Origin of the sequence: Microbacterium proteolyticum (assembly GCF_030818075.1) — a bacterium.
Lineage (GTDB): Bacteria > Actinomycetota > Actinomycetes > Actinomycetales > Microbacteriaceae > Microbacterium > Microbacterium proteolyticum_A.
In genome coordinates, this window is the sequence record NZ_JAUSZZ010000001.1 from 617,927 (window position 1) to 634,276 (window position 16,350).

General features: G+C 71.5%; 15 protein-coding genes. 11 read left to right on the forward strand and 4 right to left on the reverse strand.

Annotated features, from left to right (window positions below):
- Nucleotides 1-13 precede the first annotated feature (13 nt).
- The 6 genes from QE392_RS02950 to QE392_RS02975 all read left to right on the forward strand — a co-directional run bounded on the left by QE392_RS02950 (nucleotide 14) and on the right by QE392_RS02975 (nucleotide 8,205).
- Entirely contained in the window at nucleotides 14-1,288 is a 1,275-nt protein-coding gene (locus QE392_RS02950; RefSeq protein ID WP_307447648.1) for an ABC transporter substrate-binding protein, read from the forward strand.
- Nucleotides 1,285-2,253: a carbohydrate ABC transporter permease gene (locus QE392_RS02955; protein ID WP_307447651.1), complete on the forward strand. Its 969-nt coding sequence runs from the start codon at nucleotides 1,285-1,287 to the stop codon at nucleotides 2,251-2,253. Before QE392_RS02950 ends, QE392_RS02955 begins: the two co-directional genes overlap by 4 nt.
- A complete protein-coding gene (locus QE392_RS02960) occupies nucleotides 2,250-3,146 on the forward strand; it encodes a carbohydrate ABC transporter permease (RefSeq protein WP_307447654.1) in 897 nt (298 codons plus the stop codon). Before QE392_RS02955 ends, QE392_RS02960 begins: the two co-directional genes overlap by 4 nt.
- 2 nt (nucleotides 3,147-3,148) lie before the next feature.
- Nucleotides 3,149-3,895, forward strand: coding sequence for a glucosamine-6-phosphate deaminase (locus tag QE392_RS02965; RefSeq protein WP_307447657.1), 747 nt, complete (start codon nucleotides 3,149-3,151; stop codon nucleotides 3,893-3,895).
- Nucleotides 3,892-6,849, forward strand: a complete 2,958-nt coding sequence (locus QE392_RS02970; RefSeq protein ID WP_307447660.1) for a glycoside hydrolase family 2 TIM barrel-domain containing protein — start codon at nucleotides 3,892-3,894, stop codon at nucleotides 6,847-6,849. Before QE392_RS02965 ends, QE392_RS02970 begins: the two co-directional genes overlap by 4 nt.
- A 213-nt stretch (nucleotides 6,850-7,062) precedes the next feature.
- Nucleotides 7,063-8,205 (forward strand): Fic family protein, encoded by a 1,143-nt coding sequence (locus tag QE392_RS02975; protein WP_307447665.1) that lies wholly within the window; start codon nucleotides 7,063-7,065, stop codon nucleotides 8,203-8,205.
- A gap of 44 nt (nucleotides 8,206-8,249) precedes the next feature.
- Here the strand turns inward: QE392_RS02975 and QE392_RS02980 are convergent, their stop codons facing one another.
- A complete protein-coding gene (locus QE392_RS02980; RefSeq protein ID WP_307447668.1) occupies nucleotides 8,250-9,389 on the reverse strand; it encodes a citrate/2-methylcitrate synthase in 1,140 nt (379 codons plus the stop codon).
- 52 nt (nucleotides 9,390-9,441) lie between these two features.
- Between QE392_RS02980 and QE392_RS02985 the strand changes: the two genes are divergently transcribed.
- Nucleotides 9,442-10,620 carry a citrate synthase gene (locus QE392_RS02985; RefSeq protein ID WP_307447671.1) on the forward strand — a complete coding sequence of 393 codons (1,179 nt, stop codon included), beginning with the start codon at nucleotides 9,442-9,444 and terminating at the stop codon, nucleotides 10,618-10,620.
- Here the strand turns inward: QE392_RS02985 and QE392_RS02990 are convergent.
- From QE392_RS02990 to QE392_RS03000, 3 genes are read right to left on the reverse strand one after another with little or no spacing between them, the layout of a single operon-like run.
- Nucleotides 10,588-10,989: a hypothetical protein gene (locus tag QE392_RS02990; protein ID WP_307447674.1), complete on the reverse strand. Its 402-nt coding sequence runs from the start codon at nucleotides 10,987-10,989 to the stop codon at nucleotides 10,588-10,590. The genes QE392_RS02985 and QE392_RS02990 overlap by 33 nt on opposite strands.
- Nucleotides 10,986-11,819, reverse strand: coding sequence for an NTP transferase domain-containing protein (locus QE392_RS02995; protein WP_307447678.1), 834 nt, complete (start codon nucleotides 11,817-11,819; stop codon nucleotides 10,986-10,988). The genes QE392_RS02990 and QE392_RS02995 overlap by 4 nt, the downstream gene beginning before the upstream one ends.
- Nucleotides 11,813-13,009 carry a molybdopterin molybdotransferase MoeA gene (locus tag QE392_RS03000; protein ID WP_307447681.1) on the reverse strand — a complete coding sequence of 399 codons (1,197 nt, stop codon included), beginning with the start codon at nucleotides 13,007-13,009 and terminating at the stop codon, nucleotides 11,813-11,815. The genes QE392_RS02995 and QE392_RS03000 overlap by 7 nt, the downstream gene beginning before the upstream one ends.
- 535 nt (nucleotides 13,010-13,544) lie before the next feature.
- Here QE392_RS03000 and QE392_RS03005 point away from each other — a divergent pair.
- From QE392_RS03005 to QE392_RS03020, 4 genes are all read left to right on the forward strand, one after another.
- The gene (locus QE392_RS03005) at nucleotides 13,545-14,030 is read left to right on the forward strand and encodes a DUF1990 family protein (protein WP_307447683.1); all 486 of its coding nucleotides are present in this window, start codon (nucleotides 13,545-13,547) and stop codon (nucleotides 14,028-14,030) included.
- 234 nt (nucleotides 14,031-14,264) lie between these two features.
- The gene (locus tag QE392_RS03010; RefSeq protein ID WP_307447687.1) at nucleotides 14,265-14,405 is read left to right on the forward strand and encodes a hypothetical protein; all 141 of its coding nucleotides are present in this window, start codon (nucleotides 14,265-14,267) and stop codon (nucleotides 14,403-14,405) included.
- A 46-nt stretch (nucleotides 14,406-14,451) separates the two neighbouring features.
- Nucleotides 14,452-15,408: a carbohydrate ABC transporter permease gene (locus QE392_RS03015; RefSeq protein ID WP_307454006.1), complete on the forward strand. Its 957-nt coding sequence runs from the start codon at nucleotides 14,452-14,454 to the stop codon at nucleotides 15,406-15,408.
- On the forward strand, nucleotides 15,408-16,349 hold the full coding sequence (locus QE392_RS03020; RefSeq protein ID WP_307447689.1) for a carbohydrate ABC transporter permease: 942 nt from the start codon (nucleotides 15,408-15,410) through the stop codon (nucleotides 16,347-16,349). The genes QE392_RS03015 and QE392_RS03020 overlap by 1 nt, the downstream gene beginning before the upstream one ends.
- The last annotated feature ends 1 nt before the right edge of the window (nucleotide 16,350 follow it).

Below are 16,350 nucleotides of genomic sequence, written 5' to 3' on the forward strand. Positions count from 1 at the left end.
GAGTGAACCGCTCATGATCACCCTCACCCCGCGCCACCGACGCGCGCTCGGCACCGTCGCCGTCGCCGCCGTCGCCGCCGTGTCCCTCTCGGCCTGCTCCGGCGGTGCCGGCGGATCCTCCGACGGCCCCCTGACCCTGTGGACCTGGCCCGGCGGCATCGGCGAGAGCGTCGTGGACGCGGCCAAGACCGAGTTCCCCGACGCGAAGCTCGAGGTCACCACCATCGGCGACGACGTGAAGCAGAAGCTCGTCACCGTCTTCACCGGCCGCAGCGGCATCCCCTCCATCACGGGGATCAAGGGCGAGGACATGCCCTACTTCCTGCAGCAGGCCGACCTGTTCACCGACTTCAAGACCCTCGGCATCGACGACAAGCTCGCCGACTTCCCCGCCTGGAAGCTCGCCGAGGCCACCACCGCGGACGGCAAGCTCATCGGCCTTCCCACCGACATCGGCCCCACCGCGCTGTACTACCGCACCGACGTGCTCGCGGCCGCGGGCCTTCCCACCGACCCGGCCGCCGTCGCCGAGGCCACCAAGACCTGGGACGACTACTTCGCCTTCGGCGAGAAGCTCAAGGCCGCCACCGGCGCGTACCTCGAGGTCTCGATGGAAGACGTCTTCACCAAGGTCATGGGCCAGGGGGAGACGAAGATGGTCTCGCAGGACGGAGAGTTCCTCGGCGACAGCGCCCAGGTGAAGAAGGCCTGGGACACCGCGATCGAGGCGAACGAACGCGGCCTGGTCGCCGGCATCCAGGACGGCAGCCCCGACTGGGCCGCCGCGGTGAACAACGGATCTCTGCCGACGCTCCTCGGCGCCGCGTGGTACCAGGGCGACATGAAGAGCAACGCGCCCGACACCTCGGGTAAGTGGAACGTCACCGCGATGCCTGGCGGCCCGGCGAACATCGGCGGCTCGTTCCTGACGATCCCGGCCTCGACGGGCAACACGGAAGAGGCGGTCAAGATCGTCGAATACCTCCTGGATGCCGAGAACCAGGCCACCACGTACACCGAAGTGGGCAACTTCCCGTCCTCCACCGCGGCACTGAGCCAGCCCGCCCTGCAGGAGCCCGACCCGTTCTTCGGCGGCCAGGTCACGACCGACGTCTTCCAGGCCGCGTCCGAGAAGATGCCCATCAGCTACACCAGCCCGATCGACAACGAGCTGCAGGCCCCCTTCATCACGGAGCTGACGAACGTGCAGTCGCAGGGCAAGGACCCGAAGCAGGCGTGGAACGACGCACTGACCGCCGCCCAGCAGGTGTGGGAGCGCTCTAAGTGACATCCGCCACGCGCGTCATGACGGCCTCGGGGGTGCGCCCCAGCGCGCGCCCCCGGGGCCGGGGCCTCATCCGGCACTGGCCGATGTATGCGGCCATCGCCCCCTTCTTCCTGCTCTTCCTGGGCTTCGGCCTCTTCCCCACCGTTTACTCGCTCGTCCTGTCGTTCCAGGACTGGAACGGCCTGGGCGCGGCGAAGTGGACGGGCATCGACAACTACACGCGCCTGTTCACCGACCCCACGTTCTGGCTGTCGGTGCGCAACACCTTCGTCATCTTCGTCCTGTCGACGTTCCCGATGCTCATCATCGCGGTCGCCGTCGCCGCCATGCTGAACAACGCCGTCCGCTTCAGCACCGCCTTCCGCATCGCCTACTTCGTACCGAACATCACCTCGGTCGTGGCGATGGCGGTGCTGTTCGGCTCGATCTTCGGCGAGAACTTCGGGCTCGCCAACGCCGCCCTGCATTCACTGGGGCTCCCCGGCGTGCAGTGGCTGTCGACGCCCTTCGGCATCCAATTGACGATCTCGATCCTCATCACGTACCAGTGGACCGGGTACAACGCGATCATCTTCCTCGCCGGCATGCAGTCCATCGGCAGCGAGGTCTACGAGGCCGCCAAGCTCGACGGCGCCGGCCCCATCCGCAGCTTCTTCTCGATCACGCTGCCGCTCCTGCGCCCCACGATCATCTTCGTGCTCGTCGTCTCGACCGTGACCGGCATGCAGAGCTTCACCGAAGCCCAGGTGCTGACGGCCAGCTCGAGCACCACCAACCCGAACAGCGGCGGTGCGGGTCAGGGCGGTCTGACGATGGTCCTGTACTTCTACCAGCAGGCCTTCAGCTACAACCGCTTCGGGTACGGCGCCGCGATCGCGTGGGGCGTGTTCCTCATCGTCGTGATCTTCACCATCATCAGCTGGCGCTTCACCGCCGGCAAGAAGGAAGACAAGGCCCGCGCATGACCCTCACCACGCCCCCGCCCGCCACGGTCACCGAGCACATCACCACCGCCGGTGTGCCCGTGCGCCGCCGCCGCAAGGCGACCCCCGGCCGCGTGCTGCTGTACGGCGTGCTCACCGCCGGCGCGGTCGTCTCGCTCTTCCCGCTGTACTGGCTCGTGGTCATGGCCAGCAACTCCACGAGCGACATCTACACGACCCCACCGACCTTCGTCCCGGGACCCCGCCTGTTCGACAACATCGGTGCGGTCTTCTCGCGCATCGACTTCGCGGGCTCGCTGCTCAACACGGTCATCGTCGCGTGCAGCGTGACGTTCCTCGTGCTGGTGTTCGACTCGCTCGCCGCCTTCGCGTTCGCGAAGTTCGAGTTTCCGCTGCGTCGGACGCTCTTCACGATCACTCTCGTGACCTTCATGCTGCCCATGCAGCTGGCCGTCATCCCGCAGTTCATCACCATGACCAACCTCGGCTGGGTGGGCCAGCTTCAGGCGCTCATCGTGCCCGCCGCGGCCAACGCGTTCGGTATCTTCTGGCTGCGGCAGTACATGGTGGCATCCATCCCCGACGAACTCATGGATGCCTCGGTGCTCGACGGTGCGGGCTTCTTCCGACAGTGGTTCACGGTGTGTCTGCCGCTGATCCGCCCGGGCCTGGGCTTCCTCGGCATCTTCACCTTCATCGCCGCGTGGAACGACTACCTGTGGCCGCTCGTCGTGATGACCAACCCCAACCAGGTGACCCTGCAGGTCGCGATGGCGCAGCTGAACACCGCGTTCGGCCAGGACTACGGCATGGTCATGGCGGGGGCCCTGCTCGCCGTGCTGCCGCTGCTGATCGTGTTCCTCATCGGCGCCCGCCAGTTCATCGGCGACATCGCCAAGGGCGCGATCAAGTGAGCGTGACCCTCCCTCCCGCCCTGGTTCCCGTCTCCCCGACCACGCGCGTCATCGTCTGCGCGACCGACGAGATCGGCGAGGTCGCCGCCGGCATCGTCGCGAGCGTCGCCCCCGCCGGCGTGCTCGGCGTCGCCACGGGATCCTCCCCCCTGGCGCTGTACGCCTCGCTCATCCGACGGCGGGCCGAGGGGCTGCGCACCGAGGGGCTGCGCCTGTTCGCCCTCGACGAGTACGTCGGGCTCGCCGCATCCGATCCGTGCTCGTACGCGGCCTACGTGCGCTCGGTGATCGCCGGGCCGCTCGGCATCCCGGCCGACAACGTGCGGGTGCCGAGCGGCTCGACCGCCGCCGACGGCGCGGCGTACGAGCGCGCCATCGCCGACGCCGGGGGCGTCGACGTGCAGATCGTGGGCATCGGACGCAACGGTCACATCGGCTTCAACGAGCCCGGTTCGGATGCCGAGACCCGCACGCGCGTGGTCGAGCTCGACGAGAGCACGCGCCGCGCCAACGCCGAGCACTTCGGCGGCGATCTCGCCCAGGTGCCGACCCATGCGATGACCCAGGGCGTCGCGACGATCCTCTCGGCCCGGCGGATCGTGCTCGTGGCCGCCGGCTCCGCGAAGGCGGCCGCCCTGCGCGCCGCCTTGACCGGCCCCGTCACCGCCGACATCCCCGCCTCGTTCCTGCAACGGCATCCCGACGTCACCGTCGTGGCCGACCCCGACGCCCTCCGAGAGGACCGATGACTCACCTCGGCGATCCCACCCCCGGATCCGACACCCGCCTCCCCCCGCGCGCCTGGCTGCGATCCGACGCCCCGGTCCAGAGCCTCGACGGCGACTGGGCCTTTCTTCTGCACGACGCCGACCCGGGCGACGACCTCGACGGCCCGCCCCCGTTCGCGGCCGTCGACGCCGATGTCTCGGCGTGGGACCGCATCCCCGTGCCCTCGCACTGGGGCCTGCACGGGCACGGGCACCCCACGTACACCAACATCCGGTACCCCTTCCCGCTCGACCCTCCGCACGTGCCCGACGCCAACCCCACGGGCGACCATCGGCGCACCTTCGACTGGCATCCTTCGTTCTGCCCCGACGGACGCACGCTGCTGCGTTTCGAGGGGGTCGAGTCGCTCGCGACCGTGTGGCTGAACGGCACCGAGATCGGCTGGTTCACCGGCAGCCGGCTCATGACCGAGTTCGACGTGACCGACCACCTCGTCGACGGCGAGAACGTGCTCGCCGTCCGGGTGCACCAGTGGTCGGCCGCGAGCTACCTCGAAGACCAGGACCAGTGGTGGCTGCCCGGCATCTTTCGCAGCGTCTCGCTGCAGGGCCGGCCCGCCGACGGCCTCGACGATGTCTTCGTACGCGGCGACCGCGACCCCGCGACCGGCGTCGGAACCCTCGACGTGCGCCCCCGCGGCGGCTGGCCCGTGACCGTGACGGTGCTCGAGCTCGGCATCCATGAGACCTGGGCTTCAGAGGGCGCGGTGGTCCCGCTCCAGATCGACGCCGTCGACGCCTGGACGCCGGAGACCCCGCGCCTCTACGACGTGGAGGTGTCGACGGATGCCGAGACGGTGCGCCTGCGCGTCGGCTTCCGCCGCATCGAGATTGCCGGCGACCGGCTGCTCGCCGACGGCCGCCCCCTGATCTTCCGCGGCGTGAACCGCCACGAGACCGACCCCGACCGCGGCCGGGTGTTCGACGAGGACTACGTGCGCGGCGAGCTCGAGCTCATGCGGCAGCACAACATCACCGCGATCCGCACGGCGCATCAGCCTCCGCACCCGCGGGTGCTGGAACTGGCCGACGAGATCGGCTTCTGGGTCGTGCTGGAATGCGACCTCGAGACCCATGGGTTCTGGGACGTCGAGTGGACGGGCAACCCCGCCGACGACCCCGCCTGGCGCGACGCGTGCCTCGACCGCGTCCGCCGCACGGTCGAGCGCGACAAGAACCACGCGAGCGTGGTGATGTGGTCGCTCGGCAACGAGTCGGGCACCGGCCGAAACCTCGCCGAGATGGCCGGGTGGATCCGCGAGCGCGACGACTCCCGCCCCATCCACTACGAGGGCGACTACGGCGGGGCGTACACCGACGTCTACTCGCGCATGTACCCCACGATGGAAGAGATCGCCTCCGTGTGCGGCGATCAGACCATGGCCGTGCACGAGATCGGCCCGGCCGAGGGCGCACGCCAGCGGGCGAAGCCCTTCGTGCTGTGCGAGTTCGCGCACGCGATGGGCAACGGCCCCGGCTCGCTCGCCGACTACGAGCGGATGGTGGAGCAGTACCCCCGCCTGCACGGAGGGTTCGTGTGGGAGTGGCGCGACCACGGCATCCGCACCCGCACCGCCGACGGCACCGAGTTCTTCGCCTACGGCGGCGACTTCGGCGAGCCCGTGCACGACGGCGTCTACCTGATGGACGGCCTCGTGCTCTCGGACGGCACGCCCTCGCCCGGCTTGGGCGAGCTCGCCGCGGTATGGGCCCCGGTGACGCTCGAACACGTCAGCGGGCGCTCCTGGCGCGTGCGCAACCGGCAGCACTCCCTCTGCACCGATCACCTCGACCTGCGCTGGCGGGTCGAAGACGACGGCATCCGGGTCGCCGACGGCGCGCTCCCTGCGCCGATCCTGTCGCCGGGTGCCGAGACGGTGATCGAGCTGCCAGCGGCGGGGATCCCGGATGCCACCGGCGAGCGCTGGATCACGCTCGAGGCCGTGTGGCGCGATGCTCCGGCGTGGGGGGCCGCGGGGCATGTCGTCTCGCGCGCGCAAGTGCAGGTGAATGCCGCTCCCCCGCGCCCCGCGCGCGCGGCCGCGGGCGGTTGGCGCGGCGACGCGCTGGGCGACGCGGTGTTCGACCGACGCGGCGCGCTCGTGCGCTGGCGCGACCTCGAGGTGTCGGGGCCGCTGCCGGAGCTGTGGCGCGCACCCACCGAGAACGACCAGCTCGACGGGCAGGGCTCGTACGAGACCGCCGACCCGGCGCTGACGAACGGGCGCGGCGACGAGAGCACCCCGGCGTCGTCGGTGCGGTGGCTCGAGCGTGGCCTCGACCGCCTGCAGCACCGCGTGCTGTCGGTCGAGCGGACCGAGCAGGGGCTCGTGCAGCGCGTGCGGTCGATGGCCGCCCACAGCGCGCAGGGCATCGAGACGACGTTCGCGTGGCGCCTCGACGGCGACGGGCTGCGGCTGCACACCGACATCCGCCCGTTCGGCCCGTGGGACTGCACCTGGCCGCGCGTCGGCGCGCGCATCGGTCTGCCCGGCGCCCTCGCCGACGAGCCGGCACGGTGGTACGGCACCGGACCGGCGGAGTCGTACAGCGACAGCGCCGAGGCCGCCTATGTCGGCCGCTTCGAGGCCGCCGTCGACGAGCTCGGCGTCGCCTACGGCCGCCCGCAAGAGACCGGGCACCGCCCGGGTCTGCGCGCCCTCGACCTCGGTCCGCTGCACCTGCGCGCCGTCGCCTCGGGCTCGACCGGGCTCCCCGGCTTCCAGCTCGACCGCCACACCGCGCAGGAACGCACCGGTGTCGCGCACGCGCACGAGCTGCCGCCGTCGCAGGGCCTGTGGCTGTACCTCGACGCCGCCCAGCACGGCCTCGGGTCGCGCGCATGCGGGCCCGACGTGCTGCCGCGCCACGCCCTCTGGCCCCGCGCGGTGTCATGGACGGTGGTGTTCGAGTAGGCGGAGTGTGGAGGGCATAATCGATGGCCCCGTTTTTATGAGATAGTGCCCTAAGTCAGAAAAACGGGGCAGCCTCTTATGAGTTCTGAACAGCAGCCGACACCTGTGGACGCCGCCGCCGAAAGCGAGCGGACGGCGTCCCCCGACGCTGGCCCCGCAGGCGAGCAGCGTGACACTCCCTGGCCGCCCGTCGACCACGAAACGCGAGGATGGGTGCCGGCTGCGGCCATCGGCATCCGCGCCGCGCGCGCGGGTTATGCCCGTGTCGATTACGAGGCATCCGTGCCCCCGTCGATCGCCTCCCTGCATCCTGTGCTGATGCCCCACATCGCCGCAGAGGCGGAGGAAGCCGCGGCTGAACTGACGCGGTTCGACGCCGAGCTCGGCAGCCGGGTCGCCGGTTTCGCACCCGTTCTCTTGCGCTCGGAGGCCGCGTCCTCGTCGCAGATCGAGAATCTCACCGCATCCGCCCGTGCGATCTTCTCCGCTGAGCTCGGCGCAAAGGGATCCCGGAACGCTGAGCTGATCACCGCGAACACCCGCTCGCTGCAGGCGGCTCTCGAGCTCGCCGAGCAGATCACGCCCGACAGCATCGCGTCGATGCACCGCGTGTTGATGGAGTCGCAGCCACGGCACACCCCCGGCGAATATCGGACGGAACAGGTGTGGATCGGCACCCGGAGCGACTCACCCGTCGACGCCGAGTTCGTCCCTCCACACCACGAACGCGTCGCGGATCTCGTCGAAGACGTCGCTCGTTTCGCCGCCCGTTGGGATGTGCCGTCGCTCACCTCCGTCGCGATCGCCCACGCACAGTTCGAGACGATCCACCCGTACACCGATGGCAACGGCCGAACGGGGCGAGCCCTGGCGCAGTCGATGCTCCGATACCGGGGCGTCACGACGAACGTCGCGATCCCCGTGTCGGCAGGCCTCCTGGCGGACGTCGACGGATACCACAGCGCGCTGACCGCTTACCGCCGGGGAGACCCGAACCCGATTGTGCGGGCCTTCGCATCCGCGGCCTTCCGCGCCATCGCGAACAGTCGCGAACTCGTGTCCGCCATCGACGAGATCCGCGCGGCGTGGGGTGACCGACTGACCGTCCGTCGCGACTCCAGCGCCTGGCGACTGCTCGACGTCTTCGCCCACCGACCTGTGCTCGACTCCGCGACCGCCGCTGCGGAACTCGGTATCTCGCAGCCGAACGTGTACCCGCCGCTGAGGGCGCTCGTCGACGCGGGAATCGTGCGCTCCAAGGCGGAGCACAAGCTCGGACCGTTCTGGCGCAGCGAGGAGATCCTGGACGCCATCGACGCGTTCGCGGCGAGGGCGGGGCGCCGTCAGCGCAACTGACTCGCCTGCGACGACGCCCGCGTCGTGGGCTCGTTGCCCAGCGCTCAGACCTCGACGCCTTCCCCCGCGTACGCCGGCCCGACGTACCGCGCAGACGGGCGGATGATCTTCGCGTCGCGCGCCTGTTCGAGCACGTGCGCCGTCCATCCGATCGTGCGGGCGAGCGCGAAGGTCGGGGTGAACATCGCGCGCGGAATGCCGCACTGCTCCATCACGACGGCGGCGTAGAACTCGACGTTCGCGTGCAGCGGGCGCGCGGGCCGGCGCGCCGCCAGCTGCCGCTCCGCCTCGACCTGGAACGCCAGCGCCTGCGTCACACGCGACCCGCCGAACCCGAGGGCGACCTCGCGCAGGAGTTCCGAGCGCGGATCCGCCGTGCGATACACCGCGTGCCCGAACCCCATCAGCCGTCGCCCCGCCGCGAGCTCCCCGGCGATCCACGCCCCGGGGCCGTCGCCCGCCCGATCCAGGCTGTCGAGCGCGCGCGCCGGGGCTCCGCCGTGCAGCGGGCCCGAGAGCGCTCCGAGGGCTCCGGTGAGACAGGATGCCATGTCGGCCCCCGTCGAGGCGATGACCCGGGCTGTGAAGGTCGAGGCGTTGAAGCCGTGGTCCATCGCGGCGACGAGGTAGGCCGAGAGAGCGTGCACGTGCGCGGCATCCGGGATCTCGCCCGTGACGCGCTCGAGGTAGTCGGCGACGACACCGCCGCCCGTCCGGGCTCTCGCCGGTGCGACGTCGGCGGCGCCGGGGCGCCGCGTCACGGTCGCGGCGAGCACGACCGGAGCGATCGCCGCGAAGAAGACCGCCTCGTCGAGACGGCCCGCTTCATCGAGATCGAACAGCGCGGAAGACCCCCGGGCGGATGCCGCGAGCGTCCATACCGCGCGAAGGGCGGCGAGCGGCTGGTCGGTGCGCTCGACGACCGCGGCGAGGAGCGCCGGCATCCGAGAATCCGTGCGGGCGGCGGCGACGCGCGCGGCGAAGGCGGCACGCTCGGCGTCGTCGGGCAGCCCACCGACCACGAGCAGCTGCCAGACGTCTTCGAACGAGCGGGTGCGGGCCAGCTCCACCGCCGATCGGCCGCGGTACTGGTAGAACCCGCCGTCGCCGTCAACGTCGCTGATGGTCGTCTCGGCCGCGACGACGCCGTTGAGGCCGCGGGGCACATCGATCAGATCGCTCATGCGCTCAGTGTGCGAACATGACCAACACAGCGTCAACGTTGATCGGATCAAGATGGCATCCCCTCTCCCCCGCCTCTCGGCCGCCCAGGTCGCCGCCCGCCTCGGCGTCAAACCCGAGACCGTCTACGCGTACGTCTCGCGCGGGTTGCTCACCCGCGAACGCCACGCGAATGGCTCGACGTTCGACGCGCTCGAGGTCGAGGCCTTCGCGGCGAGCCGCCGGCGCACGGCGACGCGCGCTCCCGCCCACCCCACCACCGGGATGCCGCTGGCCGTCGTGCAGACCGACATCGCCGACATCGAAGACGGCGAGCTGCTGTACCGCGGTCGCCGGGCCCGTGATCTCGCCGCTCAGCCGTTCGCCGAGGTCGTGGCGTGGCTGTGGGGCGCGGAGCGCACCGACGCACCCGACCCGGCCATCGGCAGCGCGCGCGAGATGATCGCCGCCCTGCCGCCGCACGCGGGCGCCATGGACCGCTTCCGCGCTGCGCTCACCGGCTTCGCCGCCGACGACCCGCTCCGCCACGACACCTCGGCGGCCACGCTGCACCGCATCGGGTGGACCTTGCTCACCGGCCTACCCGTCGCCCTCGGCGGCGACCCGCACGTCGACATCGCGCGCTCGCTCGTGAGCGCCTGGGGCGCGACGAATGACGCGGCCGTCGCGGCGGTGAACGCGGCCCTCGTCCTGCTCATCGACCACGACCTCGCGGTGTCGACCTTCGCCGCGCGGGTGGCCGCCTCGGCCCGGGCCGACGGCTACGCCGCGGTCGGCGCGGCCCTCGGCGCGGCCGACTCGCCGCTGCACATCGCCGCCGCGACGCGCGCCGCGCACCTGCTCTCGCGGGTGAGCCGTGGCATGGATGCGGAGCGGGCCTTGGCCGAGGCGGTGCAGCACGGGCACGGCATCCCGGGCTTCGGGCACCCGCTCTACGACGGCATCGACGACCGCGCCGACGCGCTCCTCCCCCTGATCGCGCGGTTGCGCGACGGCGAACGGACGATGGATGCCGTCCGCCGCCTCGACGACGCCGTCACGCACCGCACCCGCTCGCGGCCGAACGTCGACCTGGCGCTGGCCGCCCTGGCATCCGCCGCCCGTCTGCCCGACGACGCGGCGAGCACGATCTTCGTGCTGGGGCGCACCGCAGGGTGGATCGCCCACATCGCCGCCGAGTACGCCGAGCCCGCGATGCGGCTACGACCCCGGGGTGAATACGTCGGCCCGTGAGCGCCGACGCGCCGTCGGGCGTCGGCGGAACGCCTCAGCCGGGTGCGCGCCGTCGGGATCGTAGACCGGGAGGAACACGATCACGGCCTCTTCGTAGGGGTGCACCGCGCTTACGGCATCGCGAACCGCCCGGGCGTCGGCGGCGTCGCACAACGCCTCGACACGGAACTCCTCACCGCGCTGCACCTCGCCGACCTCGCCGTCGTACGGTGTCGCCCCTGGCAGCGGCCGCCAGGTGCCCGACACCCGCCAGAACGTCGTGCAGCGGTCGTACGCGCCGATCCGCCCCGCGCCGGCACGATCGAGCGCCTCGATCACGGCATCCACGTGGCTCTCGGGAACCGAGACCTCCACCTTCAGGCGCGTCACTCGCGCTCGCCCCAGCCCTTCGCCATCTCGACCACCGCGGCGACGGCGGCCTCGGTGTCGGCAGGCGACCCGCCGGCGCGGCCCGCCACGAGCCCCGCGACGAACGCGCTCAACGGAGCGGCGGGCCGGGCGACGCCGTTGGCGACGTCGCGCGCCAGATCGAGGATCAGCGAGATGGGGATGTCGCCCTCGACCAGGCCGAAACGCTCCGCCAGCGCGGCGCTCCAGTCGTTCAGGGCTTCGGGCGGCAGGGTGCGGGACTCGGTCATGGCTCCTCCTCGGGCGGCTTCTAGATCGTCCCACGTGTCGATGTCGCGCGTCAGGTCGGGCGAGGCCGCGACGGTGGCGATCGCCAGCCCGCCGAGCAGCGCCCGCATGGACGCGTCACGACCTCGGTCGGGCAGACCGGATGCCGCCGCCCGCAGCGCCGCGGTCCGGTAGCGGCCGATGAGCCACTGGCGTCGGCCGTCGTCGAGACACACCCCGTCGACCCCGGGCGGCAGCCGGTCGGGCAGTGCCGCCACCGCCGGACCGGCGGTCGGCAGGTCGCAGGCGACGACGTAGACCTCGTCGGCATCCACCGCGTCGAGAGCCGCCACGATGCCGGCGACCGGCCCGCCGAAGGGCGGATCCTCGCGCACCCAGGTCACCTCGATGGCGTCGTCGAGCACGGGGGCCGCGACGATGACGCGCCGCGCTCCGCCCGCTCGCACCGCGTCGATGGCCGCCCGAAGCAGCGTCGAGCCGCGCACCTCGAACAGCGGCTTGACCGCGCCGCCGACGCGCGAGCCGCGCCCGCCGGCCAGCAGGACCGCGTCGACGCTCACCACAGCCAGACCGTCACCGGATTGCCCTCGGCGAGATCGTCGGCGCGGGGAGGGATCACGGCCAGGGCGTCGGCCTCGCCGAGACCGCGTGTTCCGCGCGCGGTCGGGCGTGCGAGCCACCGGGCGGGGTCGGTGCGGTCGAGCGCGACGGGGACGTACTGCGTCTTGTCGGCGCGCCCGCGCCACCCCGCGGCGAGCGCGACGCGCACCGTCGCGCGGCCGAGGTCGGCGGCCGACTCGAGCGCACCGAGGGCCGGCCGCACGAACAGCTCGAACGACACGGCGGCGCTGACCGGGTTGCCCGGCAGGCCGAACAGCAGCGTGCCGGCGGCAGTCCGCCCGAAGCCCTGGGGCTTGCCGGGCTGCATGCGCACGGTGTCGAAGCGCATGAGGTCGCCGAGGGTGTTCTTCACCACCTCGTAGGCCCCCGCGCTCACCCCACCCGAGAACACCACGATGTCGGCACCCGCGGCCTCGGCGGCGGCGATGGCCTGTCGCGGGCCGTCGCCGTCGTCGCCCACGCTGGTACGCAGCACCACCTCGGCCCCGGCCTCCTCGGCGAGACCGGCGAGCAACGCACTGTTGGACTCGGGGATCTGCCCGCGGCGAAGCGGCTCACCCGGGGTCACGAGCTCCGACCCCGTCGACACCACCGCGACGCGCGGCGCGCGCGCCACCGACACGGTGCCGACCCCGGATGCCGCGATCGCACCGATCCGCGCGGCGCTGAGCCGGACTCCCGCGTCGACGACGAGGTCGCCCGCGCGCACATCGGAGCCGCGGCGGCGGATGTGCGCGCCCGCGCCTCTCGGGGCGACGAGGACGGTGACCGGTTCGAGGCCCCCGGCGAGGCCGCGCTCGGTCTCTTCGAAGGGCACCACGGCATCCGCGTCGGTCGGTACGGGCGCCCCGGTCATGATCCGCGCCGCGTCTGCGGCATCCATTCGGGGGTCCGCGTCGGTACCGGCGGGCAGGTCGGCGATGACGCGCAGGGTCACCGGAACCCCCGCGACCTCGCGCACGGCGAAGCCGTCCATCGCCGAGCTGTCGAACCCCGGCACGTCGACGGCGGCGAAGACCGGATGCCGCAGCACCCGGCCCCGCGCGGAGGCGACGTCGCGCGTCTCGGGCGCGAGCGGCACCACCGCCTCGAGGACGGCGGCGAGGTGCTCGGCGACGTCGATCACGGGCATGCCTCCAGCGTAGGGGGGAGCTTCCCGCGCGTCGGCGCTGTTTGGGCGGGACGCGGCGCTGAGCGCTGCGACGGGGCGGGGCGGTGCGGGGCAGGGCGGCGCGGGGCGGGGCGGCGCCGTGCGGTGCCGCGCGGAGGACAGGTGCCGAGCGGAGGACAGGTGCCGAGCGGAGGACCGCAACCCGCCCCCGCATCCTCCCCTCCCCCCACGTCCTCCCCTCATCCCACCGCAACCGCGTCGACCACCGCCACCGCCGCCCAACCGACGCCGCCCACCGCCGCCGCCGCAGCCGCCCGCAACGCCGCGAGCCCTGCGTCACCCGCCGCGCCGCCGCGACGTGCTGGCCGTGCTGAGCCGTGCCGTGCGGTGACGAGCGGCGGACAGGTGCCGAGCGGAGGACCGAAACCCGCCCCCGCATCCTCCCCTTCCCACAGGTCCTCCCCTCATCACCGCCACAAGCCATACCCGCCGCAACTCCGCCCACCGCACACCGCAACCCCGCCCCGGCGGCCGCACGGCGCTCTACCGTGGCTGCATGGACGACCTCACCTACGACGAGGTCGGTGCGACCGCCGGCGAGCTGCCCCCGGGGTACCACCACGTGCGCACGCACCGAGTCATCGGGCAGGGTCGTGACGACTTCGAGCGAGCCGCCGACGCGCTCCTCGCGGGCGAGGCGCAGCGGCGGGCAGGTGCGCGGGTCGAGGCGTCCGAGACGCCGTTCCGCGTCGGCACCCGCGTGACGATGCGCCTGGGGCTCGGCATCCTGAGCTTTCGCATCCCGTGTCTCGTCGTGTGGGCCGAGCGCACCGACACGTCCGCCGGTTTCGCGTACGGCACGCTGCCGGGCCATCCCGAGCGCGGGGAGGAGCGCTTCACGCTGACACTGCAGCCGTCGGGCGAAGTGGCGTTCGACATCGTCGCGTTCTCGGCGCCGGGCCGCTGGTTCACCCGCGTCGGTGCACCGTTCGGACGCCAGGTGCAGGCGTGGATGACGCGGCGGTACCTGCGGGCGCTCTGACGCTGCTTCCGCCGCTCTGGTGGTGGTGAGCGGAGGACATGTGACGAGCGGAGGACCGGATCCCGCCCTCGCGCCCTCCCCACCCCCACGTCCTCCCGCCGTCACAGGCGCCGCACCGCCACAGCCGCACCGCCACAGGCGCCGCGCCACGGCCGCACCACACCACAGCCACCGCGCCGCGCCGCGCCGCGCCACAACCGCATCACAGCCGACCAGGAAGTGACGCCGCGAGCGATGGATGCCGTGCATCTGAGCCCCGACACCCTGCCACTCGTGCGCGCGGTGCGCAACGGCCTCGACGAGAAGTCAGCACTTCTCGAACCTGGCGAAGCGGCTCTCGATGGCGAGACCCTGCGCGAGAGGAGAAGACGATGAACGAAAAGACACCCACCCGGTCCCCTCACCGGTCGTACCGGTGACGCTGTCCTCCTCGGCTCCCGCCGCCTCCCCCCGGAAGGACCGCCGCCAGCCACGCCAGAAGGTCAAGTACAACCGCCGCGAGGCGATCGCGGGCTACCTCTTCATCTCCCCGTGGATCATCGGGTTCCTCGTCTTCACCGCCGGGGCCATGATCTACAGCCTCGTCATCTCGTTCTCGAGCTACAACCTGGCGATCGGCGCCGCCCGTCCCGTGGGGGCGAGCAACTACGCCCAGCTGTTCGAAGATCCGCGCGTGGCGGTGTCGCTCGGCAACACCCTGTTCTACGCCGTGATGGCGGTGCCGCTCGAGATCGCCTTCGCCCTGTTCCTCGCGCTGCTGCTCAGCCGCGTCGGTCGCGGCGCGGGCGTCTTCCGCACGCTCTACTACCTGCCCAAGATGACGCCGGCCGTAGCGACGGCCGCAGTGTTCTTCCTGCTGCTGAACGGCAACTCGGGCGCGATCAATCAGGCCCTCGGGGCCGTCGGCATCCAGGGTCCGCAGTGGCTCGTCGACCCCGCCTGGGTGAAGCCCAGCATCGTCATCATGGCGCTGTGGACGGTCAGCGGCACCATGGTGATCTTCCTCGCCGCCATCAAGAACGTGCCCGTCGATCTCTACGAGGTCGCGCAGATCGACGGGGCGGGACCGATCCGCCGCTTCTTCTCGATCACGCTGCCAATGATCTCGGGTGCCATGTTCTTCAACGTCATCGTGCTGACGATCGCGGCATTCCAGGTCTTCGACCAGGCCTATCTGCTGTTCTGGCGCGATCAGAGCAACGCCTCGCCCGAGGCATCCCTCTTCTACGCGATCTACCTCTTCCAGCAGGCGTTCCGGCAGTTCAACTTCGGCTTCGCGGCCGCGATGGCCTGGCTGCTGTTCGTGATCATCCTGCTCATCACGCTCGTGCAGGTGCGGCTCGGCAACCGCTTCGTCTACTACGAGGGGGACCGCTGATGGCCACCACCCTGCAGACGCCCGGGGTGGCCAACGCCCAGCCCGAGCTCGTGGCATCCACCGCCCGTCCTCCCAAATGGCGTCGGGCGCTGAAGCAGCCCAAGACCCTCGCCGGCCGCGTGCTGCTCGCCGTCGTGCTGGTGTTGTTCGCGCTGCTGTTCCTCTACCCGTTCGCGTGGCTGCTGGCGGCGAGCCTCAAGCCCCGCGGCGAGGTGTTCGACAACGCCCTCATCCCGAAGACGTTCACCCCCGGCAACTACGCCGAGGTGTGGAGTCAGCTGCCGCTTCTGAACTGGATGTTCAACAGCGTCGCGATCGCCCTGCTCGCCGCCACCACCGTCGCGGTGATGAGCTCGGTGGTCGCGTTCGGGTTCGCGTACTTCCGCTTCCCCGGCCGCGGGTTCCTCTTCGGGCTGGTGCTGGCGACGATGATGCTGCCGGGTGCGGTGACGATGATCCCGATCTACCTCGTGTGGAAGGAGACGGGGCTGCTCGGCACGTGGGTTCCGCTGTGGGGCATGAACCTCTTCGGCAGCGCCTTCTACATCTTCTTGCAGCGGCAGTTCTTCCTCGGCGTCCCGCGCGAGCTGTTCGAAGCGGCGCGCCTCGACGGATGCAGCGCGTGGGGCCTGTTCTGGCGCATCGCGATGCCGCTGTCGATCCCGTCGTTCATCATCGTGTTCCTGTTCGAGTTCCAGGCCAGCTGGAACAACCTGCAGGCCGCGCTCATCTATCTGAACGCCGGGTCGGTCGAGGACTTCACCGCCCCGCTCGGCATCGCGTACGCCATGACGAAGTACAGCCCCAGCGCCGGAGGCCAGGGCGACTACCAGTACGTCATGGTCGCCTCGCTGCTCGTGACCCTGCCGATGCTCATCATCTTCGCCTTCGGCCAGCGCTACTTCGTCGAGGGCGTGGCCACCCAGGGCCGCAAAGGCTGAC

Coding starts and splice junctions, on each gene's coding strand:
- QE392_RS02970 (WP_307447660.1), top strand. CDS start 3,892: ATGACTCACCTCGGCGATCCCACCCCCGGATCCGACACCCGCCTCCCC.
- QE392_RS02960 (WP_307447654.1), top strand. CDS start 2,250: ATGACCCTCACCACGCCCCCGCCCGCCACGGTCACCGAGCACATCACC.
- QE392_RS02985 (WP_307447671.1), top strand. CDS start 9,442: ATGGCATCCCCTCTCCCCCGCCTCTCGGCCGCCCAGGTCGCCGCCCGC.
- QE392_RS02980 (WP_307447668.1), bottom strand. CDS start 9,389: ATGAGCGATCTGATCGATGTGCCCCGCGGCCTCAACGGCGTCGTCGCG.
- QE392_RS02950 (WP_307447648.1), top strand. CDS start 14: ATGATCACCCTCACCCCGCGCCACCGACGCGCGCTCGGCACCGTCGCC.
- QE392_RS03010 (WP_307447687.1), top strand. CDS start 14,265: ATGGATGCCGTGCATCTGAGCCCCGACACCCTGCCACTCGTGCGCGCG.
- QE392_RS03020 (WP_307447689.1), top strand. CDS start 15,408: ATGGCCACCACCCTGCAGACGCCCGGGGTGGCCAACGCCCAGCCCGAG.
- QE392_RS03005 (WP_307447683.1), top strand. CDS start 13,545: ATGGACGACCTCACCTACGACGAGGTCGGTGCGACCGCCGGCGAGCTG.
- QE392_RS03000 (WP_307447681.1), bottom strand. CDS start 13,009: ATGCCCGTGATCGACGTCGCCGAGCACCTCGCCGCCGTCCTCGAGGCG.